The sequence below is a fragment of the Egicoccus sp. AB-alg6-2 genome (genome assembly GCF_041821025.1).
Classification (GTDB): Bacteria; Actinomycetota; Nitriliruptoria; order Nitriliruptorales; family Nitriliruptoraceae; genus Egicoccus.
Genome location: NZ_JBGUAY010000002.1, coordinates 236,937 through 260,202, shown reverse-complemented (window position 1 = coordinate 260,202; position 23,266 = coordinate 236,937). Strand labels below are relative to the sequence as shown.

19 protein-coding genes are annotated in these 23,266 nt (G+C 67.8%); 12 read left to right on the top strand and 7 right to left on the bottom strand.

Translation table 11 applies throughout. The annotated features are described in order from the left end of the window. Positions 1-1,638, top strand: a complete 1,638-nt coding sequence (locus tag ACERMF_RS03790) for a ThiF family adenylyltransferase (RefSeq protein WP_373667691.1) — start codon at positions 1-3, stop codon at positions 1,636-1,638. After that, a complete protein-coding gene (locus ACERMF_RS03785) occupies positions 1,631-2,131 on the top strand; it encodes a Mov34/MPN/PAD-1 family protein (protein ID WP_373667690.1) in 501 nt (166 codons plus the stop codon). The genes ACERMF_RS03790 and ACERMF_RS03785 overlap by 8 nt, the downstream gene beginning before the upstream one ends. Positions 2,132-2,197: 66 nt before the next feature. Here ACERMF_RS03785 and ACERMF_RS03780 read toward each other — a convergent pair whose 3' ends face one another. Further along, positions 2,198-3,004: a TIGR02391 family protein gene (locus ACERMF_RS03780; RefSeq protein ID WP_373667689.1), complete on the bottom strand. Its 807-nt coding sequence runs from the start codon at positions 3,002-3,004 to the stop codon at positions 2,198-2,200. A gap of 372 nt (positions 3,005-3,376) precedes the next feature. Then, a complete protein-coding gene (locus tag ACERMF_RS03775; RefSeq protein ID WP_373667688.1) occupies positions 3,377-4,069 on the bottom strand; it encodes a hypothetical protein in 693 nt (230 codons plus the stop codon). A 152-nt stretch (positions 4,070-4,221) separates the two neighbouring features. On the opposite strand from ACERMF_RS03775, the gene ACERMF_RS03770 reads away from it, so the two are divergent. Next, positions 4,222-4,842, top strand: a complete 621-nt coding sequence (locus ACERMF_RS03770; RefSeq protein ID WP_373667687.1) for a hypothetical protein — start codon at positions 4,222-4,224, stop codon at positions 4,840-4,842. 625 nt (positions 4,843-5,467) lie between these two features. Here ACERMF_RS03770 and ACERMF_RS03765 read toward each other — a convergent pair. From ACERMF_RS03765 to ACERMF_RS03745, 5 genes are all read right to left on the bottom strand, one after another. Continuing rightward, the gene (locus ACERMF_RS03765; protein ID WP_373667686.1) at positions 5,468-6,412 is read right to left on the bottom strand and encodes a DUF3883 domain-containing protein; all 945 of its coding nucleotides are present in this window, start codon (positions 6,410-6,412) and stop codon (positions 5,468-5,470) included. Between the two features lie 552 nt (positions 6,413-6,964). Beyond that, positions 6,965-7,684, bottom strand: a complete 720-nt coding sequence (locus tag ACERMF_RS03760) for a hypothetical protein (protein WP_373667685.1) — start codon at positions 7,682-7,684, stop codon at positions 6,965-6,967. A gap of 555 nt (positions 7,685-8,239) precedes the next feature. Further along, positions 8,240-9,016 carry a WhiB family transcriptional regulator gene (locus ACERMF_RS03755; protein WP_373667684.1) on the bottom strand — a complete coding sequence of 259 codons (777 nt, stop codon included), beginning with the start codon at positions 9,014-9,016 and terminating at the stop codon, positions 8,240-8,242. Then, a complete protein-coding gene (locus tag ACERMF_RS03750) occupies positions 9,013-10,062 on the bottom strand; it encodes a hypothetical protein (RefSeq protein ID WP_373667683.1) in 1,050 nt (349 codons plus the stop codon). The genes ACERMF_RS03755 and ACERMF_RS03750 overlap by 4 nt, the downstream gene beginning before the upstream one ends. Next, the gene (locus tag ACERMF_RS03745; protein WP_373667682.1) at positions 10,059-10,259 is read right to left on the bottom strand and encodes a hypothetical protein; all 201 of its coding nucleotides are present in this window, start codon (positions 10,257-10,259) and stop codon (positions 10,059-10,061) included. Before ACERMF_RS03745 ends, ACERMF_RS03750 begins: the two co-directional genes overlap by 4 nt. A 415-nt stretch (positions 10,260-10,674) precedes the next feature. Here ACERMF_RS03745 and ACERMF_RS03740 point away from each other — a divergent pair, with 415 nt between their 5' ends. From ACERMF_RS03740 to ACERMF_RS03700, 9 genes are all read left to right on the top strand, one after another. Continuing rightward, the gene (locus ACERMF_RS03740; RefSeq protein WP_373667681.1) at positions 10,675-10,974 is read left to right on the top strand and encodes a hypothetical protein; all 300 of its coding nucleotides are present in this window, start codon (positions 10,675-10,677) and stop codon (positions 10,972-10,974) included. 34 nt (positions 10,975-11,008) lie between these two features. Continuing rightward, entirely contained in the window at positions 11,009-11,734 is a 726-nt protein-coding gene (locus tag ACERMF_RS03735) for a hypothetical protein (RefSeq protein ID WP_373667680.1), read from the top strand. 71 nt (positions 11,735-11,805) lie between these two features. Further along, positions 11,806-13,080, top strand: coding sequence for a hypothetical protein (locus tag ACERMF_RS03730; protein WP_373667679.1), 1,275 nt, complete (start codon positions 11,806-11,808; stop codon positions 13,078-13,080). After that, complete coding sequence (locus ACERMF_RS03725) at positions 13,077-14,579, top strand: SCO6880 family protein (RefSeq protein ID WP_373667678.1); 1,503 nt, start codon at positions 13,077-13,079, stop codon at positions 14,577-14,579. Before ACERMF_RS03730 ends, ACERMF_RS03725 begins: the two co-directional genes overlap by 4 nt. Next, positions 14,579-16,120, top strand: coding sequence for a helicase HerA domain-containing protein (locus ACERMF_RS03720; protein ID WP_373667677.1), 1,542 nt, complete (start codon positions 14,579-14,581; stop codon positions 16,118-16,120). Before ACERMF_RS03725 ends, ACERMF_RS03720 begins: the two co-directional genes overlap by 1 nt. Further along, positions 16,117-18,402, top strand: coding sequence for a type IV secretory system conjugative DNA transfer family protein (locus ACERMF_RS03715; protein ID WP_373667676.1), 2,286 nt, complete (start codon positions 16,117-16,119; stop codon positions 18,400-18,402). Before ACERMF_RS03720 ends, ACERMF_RS03715 begins: the two co-directional genes overlap by 4 nt. Positions 18,403-18,414: 12 nt before the next feature. Beyond that, positions 18,415-19,149 (top strand): hypothetical protein, encoded by a 735-nt coding sequence (locus tag ACERMF_RS03710; RefSeq protein WP_373667675.1) that lies wholly within the window; start codon positions 18,415-18,417, stop codon positions 19,147-19,149. Positions 19,150-19,653: 504 nt separating this feature from the next. Beyond that, the gene (locus tag ACERMF_RS03705; protein WP_373667674.1) at positions 19,654-20,739 is read left to right on the top strand and encodes a hypothetical protein; all 1,086 of its coding nucleotides are present in this window, start codon (positions 19,654-19,656) and stop codon (positions 20,737-20,739) included. A gap of 629 nt (positions 20,740-21,368) precedes the next feature. Further along, complete coding sequence (locus ACERMF_RS03700; RefSeq protein WP_373667673.1) at positions 21,369-23,120, top strand: excalibur calcium-binding domain-containing protein; 1,752 nt, start codon at positions 21,369-21,371, stop codon at positions 23,118-23,120. The last annotated feature ends 146 nt before the right edge of the window (positions 23,121-23,266 follow it).

Below are 23,266 nucleotides of genomic sequence, written 5' to 3'. Positions count from 1 at the left end.
ATGCAGCGCTGGTGGGAACGCGACCCGGATCGCCTGCAGTGGGAGCTGGAGCGGTTCCGACAGGTCGGCTTGAAGCCGCAGCACGAGCCCGACGGCGATGCCATGGTCGTCAAGGTGCGTGTCCGAGCAGCGGGCCGCTGGGAAGACATCCAGATCATCTTCCCCGCGTTCTACCCGGACGCGATGCCTCGGGCGTACCTGAGGGACCGCCTCCTCCCACGTCATCACGAGCCCGGCGGCAACCTGTGCCTCTTCCCTGATCCGGAAGGAGGGGACTGGTCACCTGCCTGGAGCGCAGCCGACACCCTCATCCCTCGCCTGCGGAAGCTCCTCAGCGACCTGCAGGACGGGGGCGAGGCCGTGGCCGACTCAGAGGTCCCCTGGGCCGAACCTGTCACGGCGTTCTACTACTACAACGCTCCGGCGTTCATCCTTACCGACCCGCTGTGGGAAGAGACGCTGCCGACCAAGCGCGGCAACATCTGGATGCAGCCACTCAGCTCCGGAGCCTGGATCAGCCGGAAGGCCACCACCGCCTCAGGCCGGCCGCTCGTCCCGGAAGACCATCCTGCACTGGCGAGTCTGGCTGGAGGCGCCGAACCGGACGACCTCATCTGTCTTCCGTGGTACGCCATCGACGATCCGCTCCCGCCGCCTGGGCTCGCCACAAACCTCGCGGACGTGGTTCCGCTTCAACGTCTTCGGGCACTGTTTCGGCGTGTGAAGAGCAACCCCCGGGCGGCCTTCTTCACCTTCCTCGAGGAGGGACCTGCCCGCGGTCAACAACGTCGCGCCTGGGTGCTGACCCAGATCCACAGCGAGGCCAGCAGCACCTACCGGGTTGTCACGCTGAGCCAAGGCCAGGAGCTCAGCCGCGCGTCACGTCAGATCCGTCTGCCCGGCCTCGAGAGTCTGGCGCATAAGCACGTGGCCATCATCGGGGCAGGATCGCTCGGGTCACCCGTCGCGATCGAACTGGCCAAGGCCGGAATCGGCCTGCTGACCATCATCGACGACGACCATTACGACGTCGGCAACGCCGTCCGTCACGTCCTGCCGGTCACTGCCGCAGGCGTCCTGAAGGCCGACGGCGTCGCCGCGGCCGCACGCGAGTACAACCCGTACGTGCGAGCAAAAGGCATCACCTCACGGCTCGGAGCGTCCTGCCGGGACGCCGATGACGTCGTCGCCGCAGTGGGAGAAGCGGACCTCTTGATTGACACCACCGGTTCCACGGACGTGGCACGCACGGCCGCAGCCCTGCGCCGCAGCGTCGGCGGCCTGCTGATCGCCGGGCTGTCCTACGGCGTGCACGGCGGCGAGCTGCTGCTGCAGCGCCGCGAGGGACCGTGCTTCGACTGCTTTAAGCTGCACCAGGAGGACGGGGCGATTCCCCGACCGCCGGCGGCAGCACCTGCCACCCCGCTCACGCCAGTGGCATGCAGGATGCCCGCTTTCCCTGGGCCTGGGTTCTCCGCGACGCACCTCGCAGCGCTGGTGACAAGGACGGCGATCCAGGAACTCAGTGGAGGAGAGCCGGAACAGCTGGAGGAAAACTGGTCGGTGTATGACCTTCACACCGACAAGAAGCACACTGGAAAGGCCGAGGTCCACGAAGCCTGCCACCGCCATGGCTGAACGCATCTGGGTCGACCATCGCATCCGCGACGACATCCGCGACGAGCTGCGACGACACCGGCGATGGTTGGAGACCGGCGGCCCACTCGTCGGCTACATCGTCGACCGCGACTTCGTCGTCGTCCGGGCTGCCGGGGTCGAAAATGCCACGCGGCGCCGCGGGTCCTTCCAGCCGGACAGCGCCGCCGTCGACCGCATCCTTGTGGACGAGTACCGCCGTTCGGGCGGGCGGTTGCGCTACGTCGGCTCTTGGCACTCGCACCCGGCGGGGAGTGCGATCCCGAGCTCGCGGGACGTCAGGACGGCACAGGGCATCGCGGGCGAGCCCGACGTCGGGCTGCCGTCCCCGTTGCAGGTGATCGTCGCCACTTCGGTCCTGCCGTGGACGGCGCAGAGGCGAGACCTCGGATGCTGGCAGTGGGACCCTCGGCGACACACACTCGTCAGCCGTCCCATCAAGTGGACGCGGACCGACTTGCGCGAAACCGGGTGATGCTCAAGTCAGATCAGAATCGGAGACATAGGGTCTCCGCATCGAGCGCCGCCCGCGGACTGCCACTCACGGTGCCTGGGGGACACGGACGGCGGTGTCCAGCCGCCGGTGCACGAGCGACAGGGTGGCGAACAGGTCCAGGGCGTCAGCTTCGCTGATGCTCCAGACAATCCGGGTCTCGTGAGCGGCCGGGTTGCGGAAGGCGCTGAAGACGCCCTTCATGATGTTGGCCAGGCCGCGCTGCTCGTTGCGCTCGGTCTCGGTCCTCAGGCTGTTCAGCGCCATCCGCGGTGAGCTGCCCAGCAGCGCAACGTCGACCAGGGCGTGGCCGTCCTCGTCGACGCCGGCGAGAGTCCGTGTTCGCTCGGCGAGCCCCTTGATCGCCTCGAAGACGGCGGTGAAGCAGTCCTCGGCGAGCAGCTCCCGCGTGCAGTATTGAAAGACCTCCGAGTGGCAGCCGCGCCTCTCGAGTTCCTTGCGCAGGCGCCGTGTCCGCAAGGCAACCTCATCGTGGGTGGTGGCCGCGGAGACATGGATGAGGTTCCCGTCCTCGCGCAGTTCGACACCAACGAAGAGCAGCACGCTGTTGAGGTCGGCGCGCAGTCGCTCGAAGTGTGAGTGGCTCTCCCAGCGGACAGGGCTCATCGCCGCCTGAACGAGAGCGAGTACGCAGTTCCCGGAACGAGTGTGCTGCTGCTCGACGAGCAGCGCCTGTTGGATGCGGCGCCACTTGGTGATCTCGCCAGGGTCGGCGAGTCCCTGGCTGGCCAGCAAGTCGCCGATCTGGCCGCCCTTGAGACCTTGATCCGTGTCGCCGATCACCTTAGCGATGCGCTCGATGACGCCAACGTCGTAGGGAGCGATGCGTGGCATGACGGCTCCTCGAGGCAGTCTGGTGCGCCACTCGGACGCTACGACGGCAACGGTCCAGGGTTGTTCATTCCGCCCCCTTGAGGATGCTTCGCGTCGGACGGCGCAACCTCAATATGCGAGACCGTAATCCGGCAAGCCCGGCTGTGTAATCCGGACGACAACCGAACAGCGTCACCGGAACCCCTGTCACGCGGAAGCATCCGGGACCGCAACATCCGGCGAACACGTCCGTCCGAGCGACCGGCGACTCCAAGGGTGACTGCGGTCCAGGGACCGCAGGACCGCATGCAAGATCTCGGGCCAAAACCACCGTTCGCTACGGGCGGCAGCGGTGCTCCGACGAGCCGCACATCATCACGGCTCCGCGTGGGATCAGAGCCCGCGGGACCAACCGTCTCGTCCCTTGGTGACCAAGGCATCTGCGAAATCGTCCCACGACTCATATCCCGAGGTGTTCACCCGAGCCAAGAAGCAGACCCGTTCGATGGCGCGAACACCCACGACAGCTTCGAGCGCCAGGCTGTGGACCACGCCGTGGTACCAGCCCGCGTAGTCGTCGTCGGAGACCACGGCCGGTCTGGAGTCATCGTGATGCGGACCCGGGGCCGCAACGGCGAGTGCGCGTGCCCATGCAGCGGCTACAGGGGCGGACCGCACATCCATGATGGCGTGGTTCTCGGGGAACAGAGCGGAGAGAACGGCTGTCGCCGTGGCCGTACCAATCCCGTCGCCCCGGGTGAGCACTCGTACCGATTGGGGGTGCTCATCGACGATCACGGGAGTTTCCAGGATGCCCGGCAACTCAAGCGAGGTCGACCGCTGCGGCGAAGTCACCTCGCGAGCCTGCGAGCCCAGTGAGATCGGTGTCTGTCGCTTGAAGTTCCCGACAGCGCAGAGGAGGCCGACGACCGCCTCACGCCTCTGCTCAGAGTCGGGCGACGCCCAGACTCTGGCGGCGGCATGTTCGACCCAGGACCAGGTCACGAACGCCTGAGAGCGTCGGCGCGCGAACTCGGCATCCACTTCGTTAGCCAAGTTGATCAGGACTTCGCGCGGGCTCTTCACGATGGGTCTCCCTCGCTTCGTGGCTCGGTTGAGGCTATGGATACCACCGGCCCTTGCCACGCTCTCTCACGTTCATTGTTGCTGCACGCCATCGTCGCCGCGGGCGGCGCTCAGCCCGTATGTTCGGCTGAACCGGTCGAAAGAGGTTGTTGATGGGGCATGAGGAAGGCCGTCCGAGGGACGAGACAGCACTCAAGGCGGCCCTTTCGCTTGTTCCCTTCGTGGGCGGGGCGCTCGCCACGGTCTTTGGTGACGAGATGGATCGTCGAAGGGAGCGAGCACGGGAGACCGCCAGCGTCGTGGCCGAGTCCGTCGACGCCGGTGAGCTCGTCTCTCGACTTGAAGAGGATCAGCGACTAGCGGCGCTCTTCGCGCAGGCAGTCGAGTCTGGCGCCCGCACGACCCTGCGTGAGAAGCGCCGTGCCATGGCAGACGCCGTTTCACGAGCGGTGCTCGACACGGCAAGAGTTGATGAGGGTCAGCTGATCATCGCCGCCCTGAGCGACCTCGATGTTCCCCATCTGCGCGAGTTAGAAGCCTTCCGTCGTAGAGCGGATGCCGCCGAGCCAGACCGACAGGACGCGGCCGCGCGAATGATTGAGACCTCCACGTCCGGAATGATCTCGCCGATTGAAGCCGCCTTGATGCGCCACGGCTGCATCTGGAGCACGAGCCTTTCAGTGCTAGGCGGCAGCACAACTCATTGGGGCGTCACTGGATTCGGCCGTGCCCTCCTGGATGAGCTGCAAGGGGACGACTCCGGGGCTGCGTGATTCCTGGCACTCCGCTTCGCAGGGCGATCCGCCATGCCGAGTCTTCCGGACATTGTCGTTGGCCCGGGGCCCAGCTTCGTCCGGTAGCGCTGTCCTGTCGCCCGAGAGAGCGCTCTTCCTGACGACGAGCGAACCGAAATGGGTCCGTACGCTTATGGGCACTCGCGGCCCAACGCCCGTGAGCATAGAATCACGGCGATGCGCGACGTCATGTATCGCTCCGCGAAATGGTCTCCGCACCCATGGGCGACCGGGCGCTTCCGTGGCTCGGAGACTCCCGGTCGGTGCGCATTCATGCTCCACCACTTCCGCTTCCAGACCAGCCTGCTGCTGGCCGCCTTCCCGCATTGCAGGTGCTCGAGACCGTCGCCGGGGGTGCCGAGCCGGAGTCCGCCCGTTTCGCCCGATTTCGGCTCGCCCGCCCGATCCCGGAAACCTGGCTCTGACCGACGGTTATGCCGCCTTGCATCCCACCCGGTATCGGCGCGTGATCTGTAGATACTTTGTAGCATGGCACCCATACGGCACCCATGCTTCAACTAACCCTTGTCGACCAGGTTTGACCGCCTCGATGCCGACTGCCACTCCGAGCGGCAGTCGAAGAGGCCCCTGCGGATCTGAGCGCTCAAGATGCTGAGTCAGGCACGCCCGGAACGGTGTACGCATACCCAAGGGCCGCGAGGTCGCCCGTGTCGATCAACCACGGGTCGTACACCGCCAGCTCACCCCCGTCGGCCACGACCTGTGTCTTCGTCTCGGTCACGGCGATCGAATGCACGACCACGAGCGACACGTCGGGATACGCGCGGGCATGAGCGACCTCGTTCGGGGTCAGGAGCACTTCCTGGCCGCGCGACTGCGTACCCTTGACCTCGATGTGCAACTCGACACCGTTCCGGGTGGCTCGCAAGTCGTAGCTGTGGTTCGCTGAGACGTCGTCGATCGACCATCCCTGGCTCTGATAGTGCTGCTCGGCCAACGCCATCGCGCGCAACTCGACAGCACGGCGGACTTTCGCGTTGTTGGCGAAACCTTGGCCGGACCCGGCGCCATCTCCGGCGAGCTTGGCAACCGCGGTGGCGGCAAGTTCGGTCTCCTCGGCCATGGGCTGGTGGCCTGCCACGACAACGCCCTGCGGGGTCGAGATCAACCCGACCGGCACCATGCGGAACATGATGACTCGCCGCAGGACGTCGGGGTTCTGAAACTCGGGGGCCTTTGCGAAGTACCACGGGTTGCTCGTGTCCAGAGCAAACTCGCCCATGTATAGAACCTCGCCTCGCGACCCGTCAAAGACACGCAGGGCCTTGCCGTCTTGGGTGTGATCCCGGATCCGCTTGTTCCCCGCCTTCATGCTCTGAGGACCCTTCTGCCCCTCGCCCGTGTAGTGGAAGATGCCCTCCTCCCAGCGGTCGAGGTAGCCGTATTGCGGTCCGGTCTCAGGGTCCGTGAACACGAACACGTTGTCGGATGACCTGGTGGGATTGATCCCGCCCTGGCCGCTGCCGCCATACTGCTCGTGCAGGTGCTTTCGGAGAATGGTGTCCCCCGGCTGCAGCTCCCATTCCATGCCGTTGCCTCCCAGTCGGCGTGCGGCACCGTAGGCGACTACTGCGACATGCCGCCCCGCAACACGTTCGCCGAAGGACGGCGGGCGGGCGGGCGGACGGACGGGGCACGGCTGCCACCGTCGCGGAGCCACCAAACCGGACGCTCAAGCGCGACTCCTCTCAACGAACTGGTCGACCTCAACAGAGCACATTGCGTGTGGCCGGATGGATGACGGCTACTGACTTGCCGTGGCCACAGCGGCCCAAGGGCAAGACCCAAGGCAGAAGCCCCGTAGAAGGGTGTCCACAAGCGCGGCGACGGGGCAATGTAGGCGCTGTGCCTCCTCGCGGACGCCCCCCGCGGCTTCGCTGTGACGGCAAAGTGTCTCGCTACTCTCCGAGTAGGTCGCGCAGCCCTGAGGGCCCTGCCGCACTTCGTGATCGTAAGCACCGCGAACGGCACGTCTGACCGCCATCTACGACGTCCAAGCAGGGAGTCTTACTAAGCGCTGGTCGAGCTGTCGTCCGCAGATCGTGCATCTTCGCGTGCGACACGGGCACCCTGCTGACGATTATGCGTCCGACAGCGGCGGCCCTTCCCGTCGCAGCGCAAGGAATTCGTCGTCCGATATCGACACGTCGGCGTACTCGTGGGAATCATGTACAACGACACGCATGCCTCCCGGCGCGGGCTCGAAGTCAAGCTTGTGCCAAGGACCCACATAAGCTGACTGCGGGGCGTAGTAGACCTGAACTACGGGATGCGCCTCATACTCCTCCGCGATGAGCGGCTCATGCGCGTGGTGCTGTATGAACCATCGAGTTGGAGGAAGCCCACCAAGCACTCCCTCCATCAATGTACGCAGAATGCCATGGGCCTCCATCGCCTCCGACCGCCCGTCGCTCGCGAATCCTCTATGGAGCGCCATATTGCGAAGCGCGGCCAGGCGCATGGCCGCAGCCGCGAGGTCCTCGGTGAAGACCCCCCAGTCCTCTAGTGCTCGAACTAGCGGCTGCCATTTGGAAGACCATCTGCGCGCAAGTTGAACGGATGCCGGCGGGAACTCTTCACGTAGATCTCGAACGAGCATGTTCAGGAATCGCTCGCCGAGGGCACCGGCTGCACCGGCCGCGGCTCGATAGTTGCCGCTGGCGAAGGTGTTACGCACTTCCTGAACCTCATCGGATCCGTCGAACACGACGATCCAGGGAGCCTGGCCGAGTTCAACAAAATCCTGTTCCTTCCTTGCCCACTCAGCAGAGCCCAAGTAGGCCTGCAGGTCTTCGCGCAAGCTTCGGTGGTTCTTCTTCCATTGTGCTTGTACCTCCAGATCCCAATCTGACGAGATCTCAGTCCCAAGGACGGAAGGGCGAGAGTCGAAACTGATGCCGAGCAGTCGGTATCTGCGCATGGGCTCACATTATCGCGGGCGCCTAGATTGCGGGCCATTTTCGGAGCGGCAGCCGCGGGCGGTACCAGGCGAGGTCATAGACCGCCCGCTGCAGAACGAGGCGTCGTCGCTGGGGCCTGGCCGGAGGGGGCGGCCGAACGGATGCAGCCGTAGTGGACTCATCGCATCGGTGTCCGGTCCGCGGGCTCGTGCGTCGACGACCGGCAGCTCGGGTATGGGTCAGTCGGACAGCCATCTTGAGCATCCGCAAGTCCGTGCGCAAACGCACGGTTAGTCTTCCGGCTCCATTTTGACCTGGCCGATTCCACTTGCACGCGCACCTTCTGTTCTGGCCGGCAGCGGGACGCGCCCTAGGGCGACCGCTAGGAAGATCTTGCGACTGCCCGGTTGGAACAGCAGCCGGCTACCGAGAAGCGGCTGTTCTCGGTTGTCAGGTCATCGTCTCGCGATAGGCAGCAGGGATGCGCCTTCGGCGGCGCGTTTGTTCGGCCGGCGCCTGTGGTCGTCGTCACCGATGTGCACGACTGGCGCGCGTTGCGGAGGGCCGGTCGGTTCGGTGTGACGGTGGATTGCCAGCCAGTTCAGGGCGCGATGGTGGGCGTGTTCGAGCCGGTCGGTGCGGACGTGTGGGCGGCCGTCGAGGACGAGCAGGAGGTGGGGTGCGACGGGTAGCCGGGTGATGAGTACCCGGTGGCTTGGTTCGGTCAGCTCGCCGCTGGCGGTGAGCGCGAACGGCGCCAACGCGTCCGATTGCAGCTCAGGCAGGGTGGCGATCAGGTGGCGCGATGCTTGGTCGAGGTTGTTGGTGCGCAACTGCGGCTTGTGGTCGATGAGCAATAGCAGTCGTGGCGGGGTGGGTAGCTCGACGATGAGACCTCGGCCGGTGATGTCGGTGAGGTCGCCCTCGAGCGTGCGGAACATTCCTGGCGTTGGTGCGGGTGGTCGCTCGGGGGTGTCGGTCTGGCGGCGCATGGCGAAACGGGCGTCTTCGGTGGTGGCTCCCCAGATGCCGATGTCGGCATTGGCGGGGCGAGCGAGTGCTTCGCTCAGGCATGCCGCCTGGACCGGGCAGCGGTGGCAGATCCCTAGGGCTTCGCGGGTGTCGTCGGTGTCGGGTCGTGGGTCGGTGAACAGGCGCGGGTCTTCGCCGAGGCATGCAGCCTGTTGTCGCCACGATGGCGTCTCTGTGCCGTGAGCCGGGTCGGCGTTCATCGGCGGACCGAGACGTGGATGTGGTCGTAGTGGCCGCCGGTGGCATGGCTGGGGTTGTAGACCCCGCCGCCGGTGTAGGTGCGCCAGCCACTGGAGGTCCAGATGCGGCCGTCCCAGATGACATAGGCGATGTCGAGCTGTTGGGCGTTGGCGACGAGCCAGTCGGCGAGGGCCCAGCCGGCTGCCCGCTCTGACGGTGTGGGAAAGCGGCCGATGGCGCCGTAGGTGACGTCGCAGGCGCGGCCGTGGGGGTGGTCGGAGGTGGGGTTGGCAGGTCGGGGTGCCCAGCATGCGATCGGCGCGTCGGGGGAGGCGGCCCGGATGCCGGCGACCAGTGCCGCGGTTGTTGGTGTGACGCAGCCGCCGGTGCCGGTCGGGTCCGCGACGGTGCAGCCGGCTGCGCCGCCGGAGGGCGGGTCAAGCTTCGGTGCTCCGGGGCCGCCGTGGCCTGCGAGCGCGTGCAGCTCGGCCATGAGTTCGACCACGCGGGTGGCGTAGCCTTCGCCGGCGATGGGGTCGGAGTTGGCGGGGCCGGCGTTGTAGTGCTTAGCGGCGGTGCGGGGGTCGTCGCGGCCGCCGAGTTCGACCAGGTAGCGGGCCGCGGCGTGGACGGCGTCGTAGACCGACCACGGATCCGCGATCCCGTCACCGTCACCGTCGGTGCCCCAGCCGCGCCCGGCCGGTGGGGGCGGTCCGGCGACTTCGAGGTCGTGGGGGTCGGCGTCGGTGCGCCAGGTCGATCCGACAAACTGCATGGGGCCGCGGGCGCCGGCATGGTTGATGGTCCCGGGCGGCCAGCAGCCGGCCATGCGGTTGCGGAAATGGTCGCATTCGAGCTGACCGATGGCGGCCAGCAGGGCCCAGTCGATGTCGAAGGTTTCGGCCGCGTCGAGGTAGGCGCCGAGCATCGGCTCGGGCACGTGCCCGGCGAGCCGTGTCGGATCGAACCCGCCGGTGTGCGGGCCGGTGTCGGCGCTGGCGCCGAGCATGGCGAACGCTGCGGCGAGTGTGCCGACGATCAGGGCCGCGACCGTCCGGCGGATCACGGTGTCGCCTCGACCTCGACGACCACCCAGCGATCGTCGAAGCGGGTGAGGTGGACCCGGTAGCGGGCATGGTCGGGGTGGGCATGGCCCGTGCCGTACACGACCGCGACGTACACGGTGGCCTGCCGTGACGTCGCCGGTTCGGGATCTGCCTGCAGGTCGAGGACGGTCAACTGCTCGTCCGCGAAGCGTCGCACGATCTCGTTGGCCGCGACTGCCGACGGACCGGGTTCGTCGCCGTCAGCCGGTCGGGACCAACCCGAGCGGTACATACCGGGCCGATCGAGCCCGTGGCCGTACGACGGCCGGCTCCGTTCTTCGGCGGGTGCGGGGCCCAACGCCGCGTGCGATGCGGCGGCCCCGGCCGCGTCGGCGTGTTGCGGCGACGGTGCCGGCGGGCGGGCGCAACCGGCGGCCACCGCAAACGTGGCGACCGCGAGCACGGCGACAGGTAGGCGCATGGCTCCCTCCGTGTGAAGGGAGTTGTTCCGACCGCCGTCCGCGGGTGACAAGCGTGCGACAGATGCACGGATGTCACTTTTCGGCGTCCTCGAAGACAACTCCCTTGCGTAGCCGGCGACCAGTCGACGGCCGGCAGCAAGGAGGTGCGCCGTGGTGACGGTGCTTGCACAGGCAAACCCGGTCCCTGGGCTCGACCCGTCACGGGGAGCGCAGTGGATTCCGAACTACGACCAGCTCATCTCGGCGCTCAACGGGCTGACCTTGGCGGGGCTGCTGTTCGCCGCCGGGGTCGTGGTCGTCGGGGGCGCGACATGGGCGCTGGCCGCCAACCGCGCCCACACCCAAGGGGTGACCTGGGGCCGGTTCATGGTCATCGGAGGATTTGTCGGCGCGATCGTGATCGGCGCGGCCGTCGCGATCGTCAACACCGGTTTCCGGTTGGGGAGCTAGAGCGATGGCAGACGACTACGGAACACGGACACGGATGCAGACCGTGTGGCTGGTTGGTGCCGGCCTGCTGCTGGCGGTGCTGGCGGTCGGCGGCGGCTGGCTGGTCGTGCGCGGCATCGGCACACCCGACACGGCCGCCCCGGTCGAGACCTCACCCGCCAACACCACGGCCGACGGGTCGGGGTTTGAGGTGGCTGAGCTGGTCGAGGGGGTGCCTTGGGGATTCGCGTTGGACCGCCCCGGGGCCGCATCCGCAGCACTTGCAGTCGTGGGCGTTACCGGCCAGGCCGAGTTCGCGTTCGACCCGGAACGGTTTACCCAGATCGCGAAGGCGATGTTCACACCGGCGGAGGCCGAGCTGCAGGCGCGGCAGGTCGAGACGGCCCGGACCAACTTCGAGCTTTCAGGCTGGGCAGAGCAGCCCGCCTCACGACGGATGTATCACCTCTCCCCACTCGCGGTACGGGTCACGGCGTTCGATCCGCAGGCGCTGACCGCCAGCGTTGAGGTGTGGGCGATGACGCTGGTCGGCGTCGGCGACAACGGCGGTGCGGTGTTCACCACCTCAACCGTCGAGCTTGTCGCCGATGACACCACCGGAACCTGGCGAGTCACCACGCTCGACACCGTCGAGGGCCCGGTGCCGATGGTGTACGACAGCCCGTCCGCGCCAGGCCGTACCCGGGCCATGGTCCGTGACGCCGCGCCGGTGCTGCCACTGCCGCTACCCGACTTCGCGCTCGTGGAGCCGACCTCGTGAGCTGCCGCGGGTTGCGTGACGAGCAGGGGGCGATCCCGTTCGTGGTGGTCGGGGTCATCGCCCTGGGCGGGGTGCTCGGCGCGGCGTGGGCTGGCGGCGAGTGGTCGCAGATGCTTCTCGGTCAGGCCGGCGGGGAGCTGACCGCGTGGGTGCTGCGCGGGGCCTTTTGGGCGCTGGATCTGGTGGCGCTGCAGGCCTCGACGGCGCCGACCACGACCGACTGGTACACGCCCGTGCTCGAGGGGCCGGCACTGCCGCTGTACGCACTGGCCGCGCTGGTGATGGTCGCCACGCTGATCGCCGAAACCATCGCCGGGATCGTGACCGGCAATACGACCCGGATCGTGCAGGCCGTCATTCGTGCGATCGTCGCCGGCATGCTCGCCACCATCGGTGCCGGGCTGCTGCTGGCCATCGGCGGCGCCCTGTCCGAAATTGGCCGCATCGCGCTGGATGCGTCGGGCGCCGGAGTGGACGCGCCACTTGTGCCGCTGCAAGAAGTGCTCATGGACACCGCCGAGCAGCGCGAGGCGGGCGCGGAGCTGTTCATCGCGTTCCTGGCCGGGCTGGTGATCGTGTTCACCTCCCTGGCGATCTATTTCACCCTGGCGATGCGGCCGGTGCTGCTTGCGGCGGTGATCGTGTTCCTGCCTATCGCCCACGCCCTGGGGGTATGGACGCCGATGCGGCGCGTCGAGGTCCGTACGTGGGCGCTGGGATTGGCGGTGCTGCTCGCCGACGCGGCGATCCTGACCATGTTCGCGGTCACCAACACCGTCATCGGCCAGCCTCAAGGGGTCGACCGGCTGATCTTTGGCACCTTCGGACTGCTGCTTGCCGCACTCGCCCCGGCCGCGCTGGCCCGCATCATCGGCCTGCCAGAGCTACACACGGCCGTGCAGTCGATGACCCGCGGCTCCCGGGTGGTCGCTGCCGGGGCCGGGATCATGGCCGCCAAGGGCGCACTGCTCGCCGCGGCCACCGGCGCGTCGGCCGCAGGGGCCGCAGCCGCCAGCGGCCGTGGCGGTGGAGGCGGTACAGGGTCCGCAAGCGACGGGCCGGGCCCCGGCGCGGGCGCGGGCTCGGCCGGTGGCAGCGGGCCCGACGTCGGCACGGGCGGTGGTTCGTCCGCGACCGCGGCATCCGGTCCTGCGGTTGCACAGTCCGGGTCGTCCGCGGCGCCGACGACGGCTCGCACCGAGGTTGGCTCGTCGAGCCGGATGTCCGCTGCCGTGTCGTCGGCCGGCTCCCCGACACAAGGGCAGCGACCGTCGACGTCGCCGAGCAGGGCTGAGCAGGGCTGGGGCGGGGCGTTCACTCGCGAGCCAGCTGGGGGCCAGTCGTGACTGAGCTGCCGACCTACCGCTTCCCTGCCCGCCCGGCGGTCGGGCTGCTGTTTGGTCTGTCGCTGTCACGATTGATCACGCTCGGCGGCGCAGGCGTGATCCTGATCGTCGTCGTGGCGCGCCCGTCGCCGGCCGCGGTCGTGGCGGGTGGGCTTCTGATCGTCGGCCTGATCGCGGCGGCCGCCGTCAAGGTTGCCGGCCGGGCGCTGGTGGAGTGGTTGCCTGTTGCGGTCGGGTTCGTGTGGCGGCAGGCGACCCGCAACAACGAGTTCTACGCGTCGTGCGATCTCGCCAACCCGCCGCTGCCCGCCGGCGTGCTCGATCTACCCGGCGAGCTGTTCGGGCTCGAACTGCACGCCTACACCGCCACGCAACCGCGGGCGAGTGTCGCCAGCCCCACCGTCGCCGACTACGGCATCGTGATCGACACCTACCGCGACCGGCTGGTCGCCATCTGCGAGGTGTCGGGCCACGATCTGCTGTTTCTCGACGGCGATGAGCAACAGGCCCGCTTCGCCGGGTGGGGCAGCCTGCTCGACCACATCGGCCAGTCGATGCCCGAGCTGGTCCGACTGCAACTGGTGCACCTGTGCGCCCCAGCGACTGCAGGACCGACCACCGGTTGGCACGGCCAGCACGGCGGCCACGGCAACGACGCGACCGCCGCCTCGTATCGGCAGCTGCTCGAGACGGCCGCGACGGCCGGCCAGCAGCACCGGCTACTGCTTGCGGTGGCGCTGGACCGGCGTGGCGCCCGTAGGCAGATCCGCCACGCCGGCGGTGGCCGTGACGGCGCCGCCACCGTGCTGCTCGACCGTTGCGCACAGCTCGAACCGGCCCTGGCAGGCGCCGGGATCGAGGTCCACGGATGGCTGCCCGCCCGACAGCTCGCCGCCGTGCTCCGCGCCGGGTTCGACCCGGCCGCGGCCGGCGAGCTCGACGCCCGCGGCGACGACGTCAACACCGGGGCCGGCTGCGATGCGACCGCGGCCGGGCCCGCGGCCATGGTCGAGTCCTGGACGGCGCTGCGCCTCGAGTCCGGTTGGGCCGCCACCTGCCAGGTCACCGGTCCGCCATCACGGCCGGTCACCGGCGAGTTCCTCCAACATCTACTCATCGGTGTGCCGGCCACACGCCGCATGTCGCTGCTGTACGTCCCCACCCCACCACAAACGGCGGAACGGCGGGCGCAGACCCAACAGGTCACCGCCGAATCCGAACAGGCCCTGCGGCAGCGGTGGGGGTTTTCGGCCTCCGCCCGCCACCGGCGCAGCCACGGCGACGCCGCGCAGCGTGAAGCCGATCTGGTCGATGGCCGGGCGGTGTTCCGGCTCGTGTGGACCATCACCATCACCGCGCCGGCCATCTCCGAGCTCGACATCGCGGTCGGGCAGGTCGAGACGGCCGCCCGCCGCTGCGGGCTCGAGCTGCGCCGTCTGGTCGGCACACAACGCCAGGCCGCGTCGTTCACGCTGCCGCTGTGTCGGGGGGCCCGCTAATGCGCCGCCCGCCACGACGACTACGGCGGATCGCCACCACCGCCCGTACCCCTGCCGGCGGCCGGCCCGACGCCGCAGCGGCCAAACGCGAGCGTGCCGCAGCACGCCGTGACGAGCTCACCCAGAAGCGGGCCACCGCCGCCCGCTACCGCGGGCTCGGCGGCCGCCGTGGTCAGCGACGCCGGTTCGCCGGAAGGATCCTGTACGAGACCCCTGTACCGCCACTTGAGCTGGCCACCGGCCACCTGGAAGCGGTCTATCCATTCCAGGTCGCCTCCCGACCCGCCACCAACGCCGGCGGGATACTGATCGGACCGTCAGCAACCGGCGGGATGTTCACTTTCGACCCGTGGGTCCGCTACGCCCAAGGCAAGCTGTCCAACCCCAACATCCTCGTGCTCGGCGACGTCGGGGCGGGCAAGTCATCGCTGGTCAAGACTCTCGTATGGCGAGGGCTGGAGTTCGGCCGCGGCGCCCACATCATCGACCCCAAAGGCGAGTACGGCCCACTCGCCGACGCCGCCGGCACCGTCCCGATCGATCTGCGTCCGGGCGGCGACGTAGTCCTGAACCCGCTCGACCCGGGCACGGCCGGTGCCCGGCTCGCCCCGACCGAGTTGTTTCACCGAAACCTCGCCACCCTGCGTGCACTGCTCGAAGCCGTGCTCGGACGGGCATGCCGGCAACTGGAGCTGGTCCTGGCTGCTGCCTCACTGGCGCGGGTTGCCGGACTGGAACTGACCGACCTCGACGACCACTTGCGGGTCGGCGGTCGTGGGCAGACCGTGACGTTGCCGATGGTTGCCGAGGCGATGATCGCACCCGACAGCCACGTCGCCGGCCGGCTCAACATGGACCCGGCCCGGGTCGTCGACGAGTCACGCGAACTTGCCCTCGCGGCCGCCCGACTCGTTGACCCCCACGGCGATCTCGGTGGCATGTTCGCCGGACCCACCACCCTCGACACCGACCAGCTCGGTCGGCTCACGGTGGTCGACATCCGCCACATCTACCGCCACCACCGCCCCTTGCTGCCGCTGGTGATGATCGCCGTGGCCGCCTGGCTGCAACTGGCCGGCGACACCGCCGACGGGCGCGGCCGGTTCCAGGTCAACGACGAAGCCTGGGCGCTGCTGTCCGACGAAGCGTCCGCCCGCTGGCTGCAGACCAACGCCAAGCTTTCTCGCGCGCTGTCGCTGTCGGTGGTCAACGTCCTGCATCGTCTCTCGGATACCGCCGCCGCCGGCAACGCCGACACGGCAACCCGCGCGCTCGCCGAGGGGGTCATCGCCGACGCCGGCACCTGGATCATCTACCGCCAGAGTTCCGGCGAACAGCCGCTGCTACGCGACGTGCTCCAGCTCAACACGTTGCAGGCACGGCTGGCCACCCGGCTCGGTCGTGGCCGCGGCCTGTGGGTGGTCAACGGCGAGCAACGCACCACCCACCTCGTCGACCACCTGCTCTCCCCCGCCGAGCAGCTCCTGGTGGACACCGACACCCAAATGGCGGCCGCACTGGACGAGCGGGGGCGGCCGTGAACCCCATACCGCCACTACCGCGCTCGGGCAAGCTCACCGCAGGCGGTCCCAACGCGCTCGAGATCGTGTGGGCCATGCTCGCGCTGGCCGCCGCGCTCACGGTGCTGGCCGTCTCCACGATCGCCTGGACCGCACTGCACATCGAAGCTCTGTTCGCGGGCAGCCGCTTTGAGGTCGGTGTGCTCGACATGCCCGCCGCCCTTGTCGACCTGGCCGCCAACCACGCCGACTCGAGACTCGCCGACAGCGTGGACGTGTGGTGGCGTCCCGCCGCCATCGCCATGCTGCTCACCATCGCCACACTGGCGGTGGCGATGCGGGCCGGGCGTGCCTGGTTCGAGTGGCGTAGCGGATGGCGGCACCGGCAACGCCACGCCGAACGGATCGGCTCTCGGGTGTGGGCCCGCCGCCGCGACCTGGGCGACCTGCTGGCCGCCCCACCCGCCGGCAACCATGACGAACCTGCCGCCGCCGGCCGTCTGATCATCGGCAGCCATCAACATCACGACGTGCTCGTCCCCGCACGCACATCGGTGATGGCCATCGCACCGACCCGTACCGGCAAGACCAGCCGACTCGTCGTGCCAAATCTGCTGCGCTGGGACGGCCCCGCCCTGGTCACCTCGGTCAAACGCGACGTCTACGACCTCACCGTCGACCGCCGCACCCAACTCGGCCCGACCTACCTGTTCGACCCCACCGGCGCGACCGGGCTCGACTCGATCCGCTGGTCACCGCTGTTGACCTCCACCACGTTCGCGGATGCGACCCGCACCGCCGGGTGGCTCGCCGACGCCGCCGCGGTCGCCGACAACCACGACAACGCCAAGTTCTGGGAGACCCTGGCGACCAAGCTGCTCGCCCCCATGCTGTTCGCCGCCGCGACGACCGGCCGCCGCATGTCGGATGTGTCGCACTGGGTCGATCGCGGCGCCTTCGACGATGTCGCCAAGATCCTGACCCAGCTCGAGGACGAAGATGCGCGCGCCTCGTGGGAGGCGATCCGTGGGCTTCCCAACGAAACGCGCGGATCGGTGTTCGGCACCGCCATGGCCATCTTCCGTGCATTCGGCTCCCCCCGCGTCAAGCAAGCCACCTCGGCAACGCCGGGCGATATCGACAATGCCCTGTCGATCGGCGAGATGCTCAAAGACAACGGCACCCTCTACCTCGTCGCGCCCGAGTACGAACAGGCCGAGCTGCGGCCGCTGTTCGTCGCGCTCGTCCAGGCCGTCTACCGCACCGCCGTCGAGCTCTCCGCCAACATCTTGCAAGGCGCACCGTTGAGCCCGCCGCTGCTGATGATGCTCGACGAAGCCGGCAACATCGCCCCGCTCAAGACCCTGCCGACCATCGCGTCCACCGGCGCCGGGCAGGGCATCACGCTGATGACGATCTGGCAGGACCGCGCCCAGATCCGTGCCATCTACGGCGAAGCCGAACGCACCGTCATCGCCAACCACACCACCACCGTGTGGCTCCCAGGAACCCAAGATCTCGACACCCTCAAACTGCTGTCCGACCTAATCGGTGATCAGTGGGTCGCCTCCTCCACCATCTCGGCCGCCCCAGACGGCGGTCTGTCGGTCTCGGAAGGGTCCGAACGCATCGACGTCGCCCCACCCGCGTTCTTGCGCACCCTGCCCCACGGCAACGCCGTCATGCTCACCGGCAACCACCCGCCCGCACTGATCACCACCCACGCCTACTACCAGCAGCCCCGCTGGCGACGTCACGTCCCCACCCACGTGCTCGAACAGCACCGACGCATCCACGGCCCCGCCGCCGCCACCACCCGCCAAATCCTCGACGCCACCAACTGGTCCGCCCGCCTGCCCGCGGTCACAGCGCGCCCGGCTGCAGACCAGACCTCCCCTGAGGCCGCCCGGCCAACCGGCAGCGAGGTCGGCGACACGGTGCTGCCTACGGACGGCTACAGCCGCGAAATCTGGTTTCCGGGCAGCGAAGCCGTCCCCGATCAGCTGAGGCTCCGCCCCGGTGCGTGGCGCGAAGTGCGGCTACCCGACAGGGTCGCGAACATCGTCGGCCACACACACGCCGACCTCGCCGACGTGCACATCCGCCGTGCCGTGCTGCCCATCTGGCTCGAAGTTGGCCCTGCTACCTCGATCGAGCAGCACCTCAGCTTCCCGCAACTACATGCCGAGTGGCCCCACCTCGACCTCACCGACCAGCTGCGCGCATGTTGGGAAGCCTGCCTCCCCCAACTCGCCGTCGACATCCGCCACGCCCACCCCGCCACCGGAACTGCAGTCGCCTAGAAGGAGCGGCCGATGGCCTCCGACACCGCCCCGTCTGCTGCGGTCGGCCGCTGCGTCGGATTCGCCGAACCCGCCGACATCCTCCCCCGGCTCCGCCCCGACGAGAGCTACCCCGCACGGCTGGCCGGCCCCCACGCCTGGCACCCTTGGGCACTGACCATCGCCCCGCCCACCGACCGCCACCTCAGGCTCGCACTCCCCACCGGCACAACCCTCGATACCGCCGCCGAACTCCTCGATCGGCTCGAAGCCCAACTCGGCCGCACCCCCTGGCCCCCCGACGGGCAACTCGACCTACGACGGCAGGGCAACCAGCTTCACTGCCGAGACGGCGACGCACGACGCTCGCTCATTGAAGTCAACATTTCGCCCGCAACGCCGGACAGGGCGCATGTCGAGGTCGTCAACCGCGACGGATGGCCGATCCTCGACGAACTCGCCGCACTCGCCGACCGGATCAGCCGCATCAACATCGACACACCCGCCACTACCGACCTCACCGACCTCGCCAACTGGGTCGAGCATAAGATGGCCGCCCCAGCGCAGGCCTCCGGCCTCACCACGTCACTGACGCAGCTACTCAGCCACCAAGCACGCACCAACCCAGCGATGATCGAGCACCTCCAAACGATCCTCGCCCACCGCGCCAGCACCGACGCCCTGCAACACCGCGTGCTCGACTACTTCGCCGAGCGACTAACCCACTGCCAACACCGACTGCACCGTGGGCAGCGCCCACACCAATAGCACCCTGTCGCCAGCTTCAGCGCTGTGAGGTGACGCTTAGTGCTGTGCTGTGTGTCTAGCCGGGTTGATAATCCGGTTGATGGGCGAGCGGCCCGCGTCGTCGCGCACACCATCGCCGTAGGGTCGCTCGTCGGCGATGATCAGGAGTCGCTTGAAGCGTTCTTCGACTGGGTACGACATCGTACGTGCGGCCTGTCTTCATTGACTCGCACGCCCGCGATATGGCACGCCAAGGCTCTCGCTTCACCCCTAACGGCGGCTACTCAAGGCGGGCTGAGGCGATGAAATCTGCTCATCAAGAAGACCGAGCGCGACTGCGACAACTACTCCTCGGGCCACTGCGGCAACCGCGGGCCCTGAGGGACCGAACCCGCCACTGTTCGAATCAGAACCCGAGCCCTTTGTTCGCTGCGCAAGGGCCGACACACGGGCCGATGGGGGTGCAGCTTCATCAGGGACTCGCGGACCAAACACGCGCCGCACTTCTCGATAGGACAGCCTGAAGTGGTCGCCGAGTGCCCGCCGCCCCGCGGCGCACAGCCAGAGGCCGCGGTAATCTTCGCCGGAACGAGGCAGCAGGGGGCGAGGAGCAGTTGGAGGAATATGCTGACCAAGTTGGTAGTGGTTCGAAACGATACGAGTCGCGCACTCATGTCTTCTGAGATCTACTCAGAGGAGCTAAAAGAGGTTGCGCTGGAGCGCGGCAACCACATCTACTTGGTTGCCTTGGGGCCCCGCGTGCGCGTAATCGCCGTAGATGACACGGATGGCACGGATGGCACGTGGATCGTCAGGACAGAGTTCGAAAACGGCGGACTTTGGAAGCCTCGAACAGTACGCGTACCGAGGCAACTGCTCGGCGGAGGAGAGTTGCGGCACGTGAAGGATCACGTTGTTCACCGCTCATCCGAGGGAATCGAAAAAAAGTACGCAGCAATTAGCCTGGTCCGAGCTCTCCTTCGCGCCAACTTTGCGTCAGCGGCTGAGCGGGAGAGATTCTGGTATGAACATACAATCAAGAAATTCTTCACCTACTCGATTGTATATGTAGGGCAGGCTTACGGGCGGGACAAACGGCGTTCAGCTATAGATAGGATTGAGCAAGGCCACGAGCATCTGCAGAAGATTCTTGCCGAAGTTCACGACTATCACCCAGATCAGCACGTTGGCGTAATGATCGCCGACCTCCGTCTTGCGGGTGCCGAGGTTCATGGCAGCATTGGACCGAAAACCTTGGAACAAATAGCAACTGCATCGGAGGATTTACTGACTAACTTCGGTGGTGCATTGGAAGATCCAAAGAACGCGCTCGATGCGGTCGAGGCTCTCCTGATTAGGTACTTCCAGCCGGTTGAGAATACGAAGCTTAAGCAGTTTCCGCGATACGGCCTACCATCGCTTATAAGGAAGCTCGAGACCTCCTACATAACGCATCTTGGTATAGACTTCAATGTGGCTGACTCGTACGCGTTGCTCTGGGATCCGAAGCGCGCAAAGGCGCGCTCCGTTCACCGGTTCTCGGTCAACATAAGAACAGGGAGGCCCGAGGCGGCGGGCAATGCGCCGCTGAGCTGGCAGCCCGATGCGTGACGTAGCAGCTGCCGGGCGGCAAATGCGCTGTTTGCGCATGGCGCTATTGTGTTGTAGCCCCTCACCTCGGCACCAGGCGCTCCCGCGGAGTTGGCCATCACCAGCCCCGGGCATCGCCGGGAAGGTACATCCGTGGATCGAGCAGGTCCGTGGACGTGGGATGCAGCGGGCTGGAACGCCAGCCGGGCGAGTGCCACCACAGGAGCGCGTTCGTCAAGAAGTCGCAGTCGCAGGACCGCTGTCGGTAGGGATCTCGCTCGATGCCCGCAGACCGGTTCGATCGGCAACCGGCGACAAGTACCTGCATGCCGAACCGTGCCTAGCCGAAGACGAGGGATCTCGTAAGCCTCTTGCCTACACGTGGCTGTGGGCAGGCAGCCAATTCGCCTGCTGCGGCGTTACGACCGTTGGCCAGCGCACCCAGAGGTCATCGGGGACCGCTTGCCTGCCACTCCCATGCCCGTGTTGTGTTCGTCGAGGACGGCCCCGAGTATCGCCACCACTTCTGACGTGGCAGGGTTCGGCGACCGGGGCCGACACAGGGATCGGGACTCTGCGCTGGGGGAGCCGCGTGTCGCCCACTGATCTATTGTCTCGGGCACACTCACTACCGGGGATAAGGGGCACTCTTGCGACGCCGTTTTTCCGTCATGCTCATCACCGCGATGCTCGCGGCACTCGTACCGACGACCACAGCGGTCGCCACCAACCACCTTGAAGTCGTCTACCTCGACACTGGCAACGGCGACACCGCGGTGTACCGGGGCCCCTGTGGCGAGGTCGGCCTGGTCGACGCCAACCGCGGCGCCGACGACGAGGTCCTCGCACTGCTCGACGAGTGGGAGGCCCGTGACGATCTCATGTGGATCGCGGTGTCCCACTACCACGTCGACCACTTCGGAGCGGTCGAGGACATCGGCACCGCCGCCGGCGTAAACCTCGACGTCGTCTATGACCGTGGCGGTGACGCCACCGCGGCCGGCTCGCAGGCCTACGCCGACTACCACGCGTGGGTCACGACGTCCGGTCTGCGTCAGCCGGTCGACATTGGCGACGAGTTCGACCTGTGCGGCGCCGTCACGTTCGACGTCGTGTCTGCAGGCACCGACGGAACCGCAGCCGACGAGGTGGCCGTGTCGGACGAGAACGACCGGTCCGTCTGCCTGTCGATCTCGTACGGCCAGTTCGACCTCGCTTCCTGCGGCGACGCGCACGGCGACGTCGAGACCGCGGCCGCCGACGACATCGGTCAGGTCGAAGCCGTCAAGGTCTCCCACCACGGCTCGGACACGTCGAGTTCACCGACCTACATCGCCACCTTGGATCCGCAGGTCGCGATCTTCACCGTCGGTGCCAACAGCTATGGCCACCCGTCGGCGAACGTCACCTATGACTGGCAGACCGCGGGCGCGACCGTGTTCCGTACCGGCAACGCCGACGGGTCCGTCGCTGACGGCGACATCCTCCTGACCGCCCAAACGGATGGCAGCTTCACTGTCGCCGGCGACACCGGCCGCACCTACGCCTCGACCGACTCCGAGCCGGTGGCGACGCCCGATGCACAGTCGATCGAGCCGGCATGTGAGGACACCACGACCGGCCGGTTCCCCGACATCGACGGCATCACGCACGAGCGGTCGATCGAATGCATCGGTTGGTGGGGGGTCACGGCCGGCAACCGTGACGGGACCTACGCCCCGGCAGGCACGGTGACCCGCGATCAGATGGCATCGTTCGTCGCACGCGCGATCGACCTGACCGGCGCCACTCTGCCGCCGTCACCGCCAAATGCGTTCGACGACGACAACGGCAACGCCCACGAACTGCGCATCAATCAACTCGCCGACCTCGAGGTGATCGGGGGCGTCGGCGGCGGCCGGTACAACCCCGCCGGCACCGTCAACCGCGCACAGATGGCCACGTTCCTCGCACGCGCCTGGGAAGCACGCACCGGCGAGCCGCTGCCCTCCGGTGCGGATTACTTCGCCGACGACAACGGTGACACGCACGAGGCCAGCATCAACGCCGTGGCGGCCGCGGGGCTGACCGGCGGAACCGGCGCCGGTTACAACCCGGCCGGCGCGGTGACGCGAGCGCAGATGGCGACCTTCCTGTCGCGGTTCATGGCGCTGCTCGTCGATGAGGGTCACGCGGACTACCCGCCGGCGGAACCGCAGCCGATGCCCACGCAACCGGAGCCCGAACCGGAACCTGAGCCCGAACCGGAGCCGGATCCGTCCGGGCCGGGGTCGATGCCTGACGGCACGTTCGCGAACTGCACTGAAGCCCGCGACGCCGGCGCAGCACCGGTCTACCGGGGCGACCCGGGCTACCACTCGCGTCTGGACCGTGACGGCGACGGCGTGGGCTGCGAGAGTTGACCCTCGACGATGGGGCCGGCATCGGGCCGGCCCCATCGTCACTTTGCGTTGGGGCCGGGCGGCGCGGTGAGCGGCCGACCGGTGCGCCAGCGCGTGTAGTGCAGCGAGCACATTGCTCGTAGCCGTACGGGGCGGTCACAGCCATC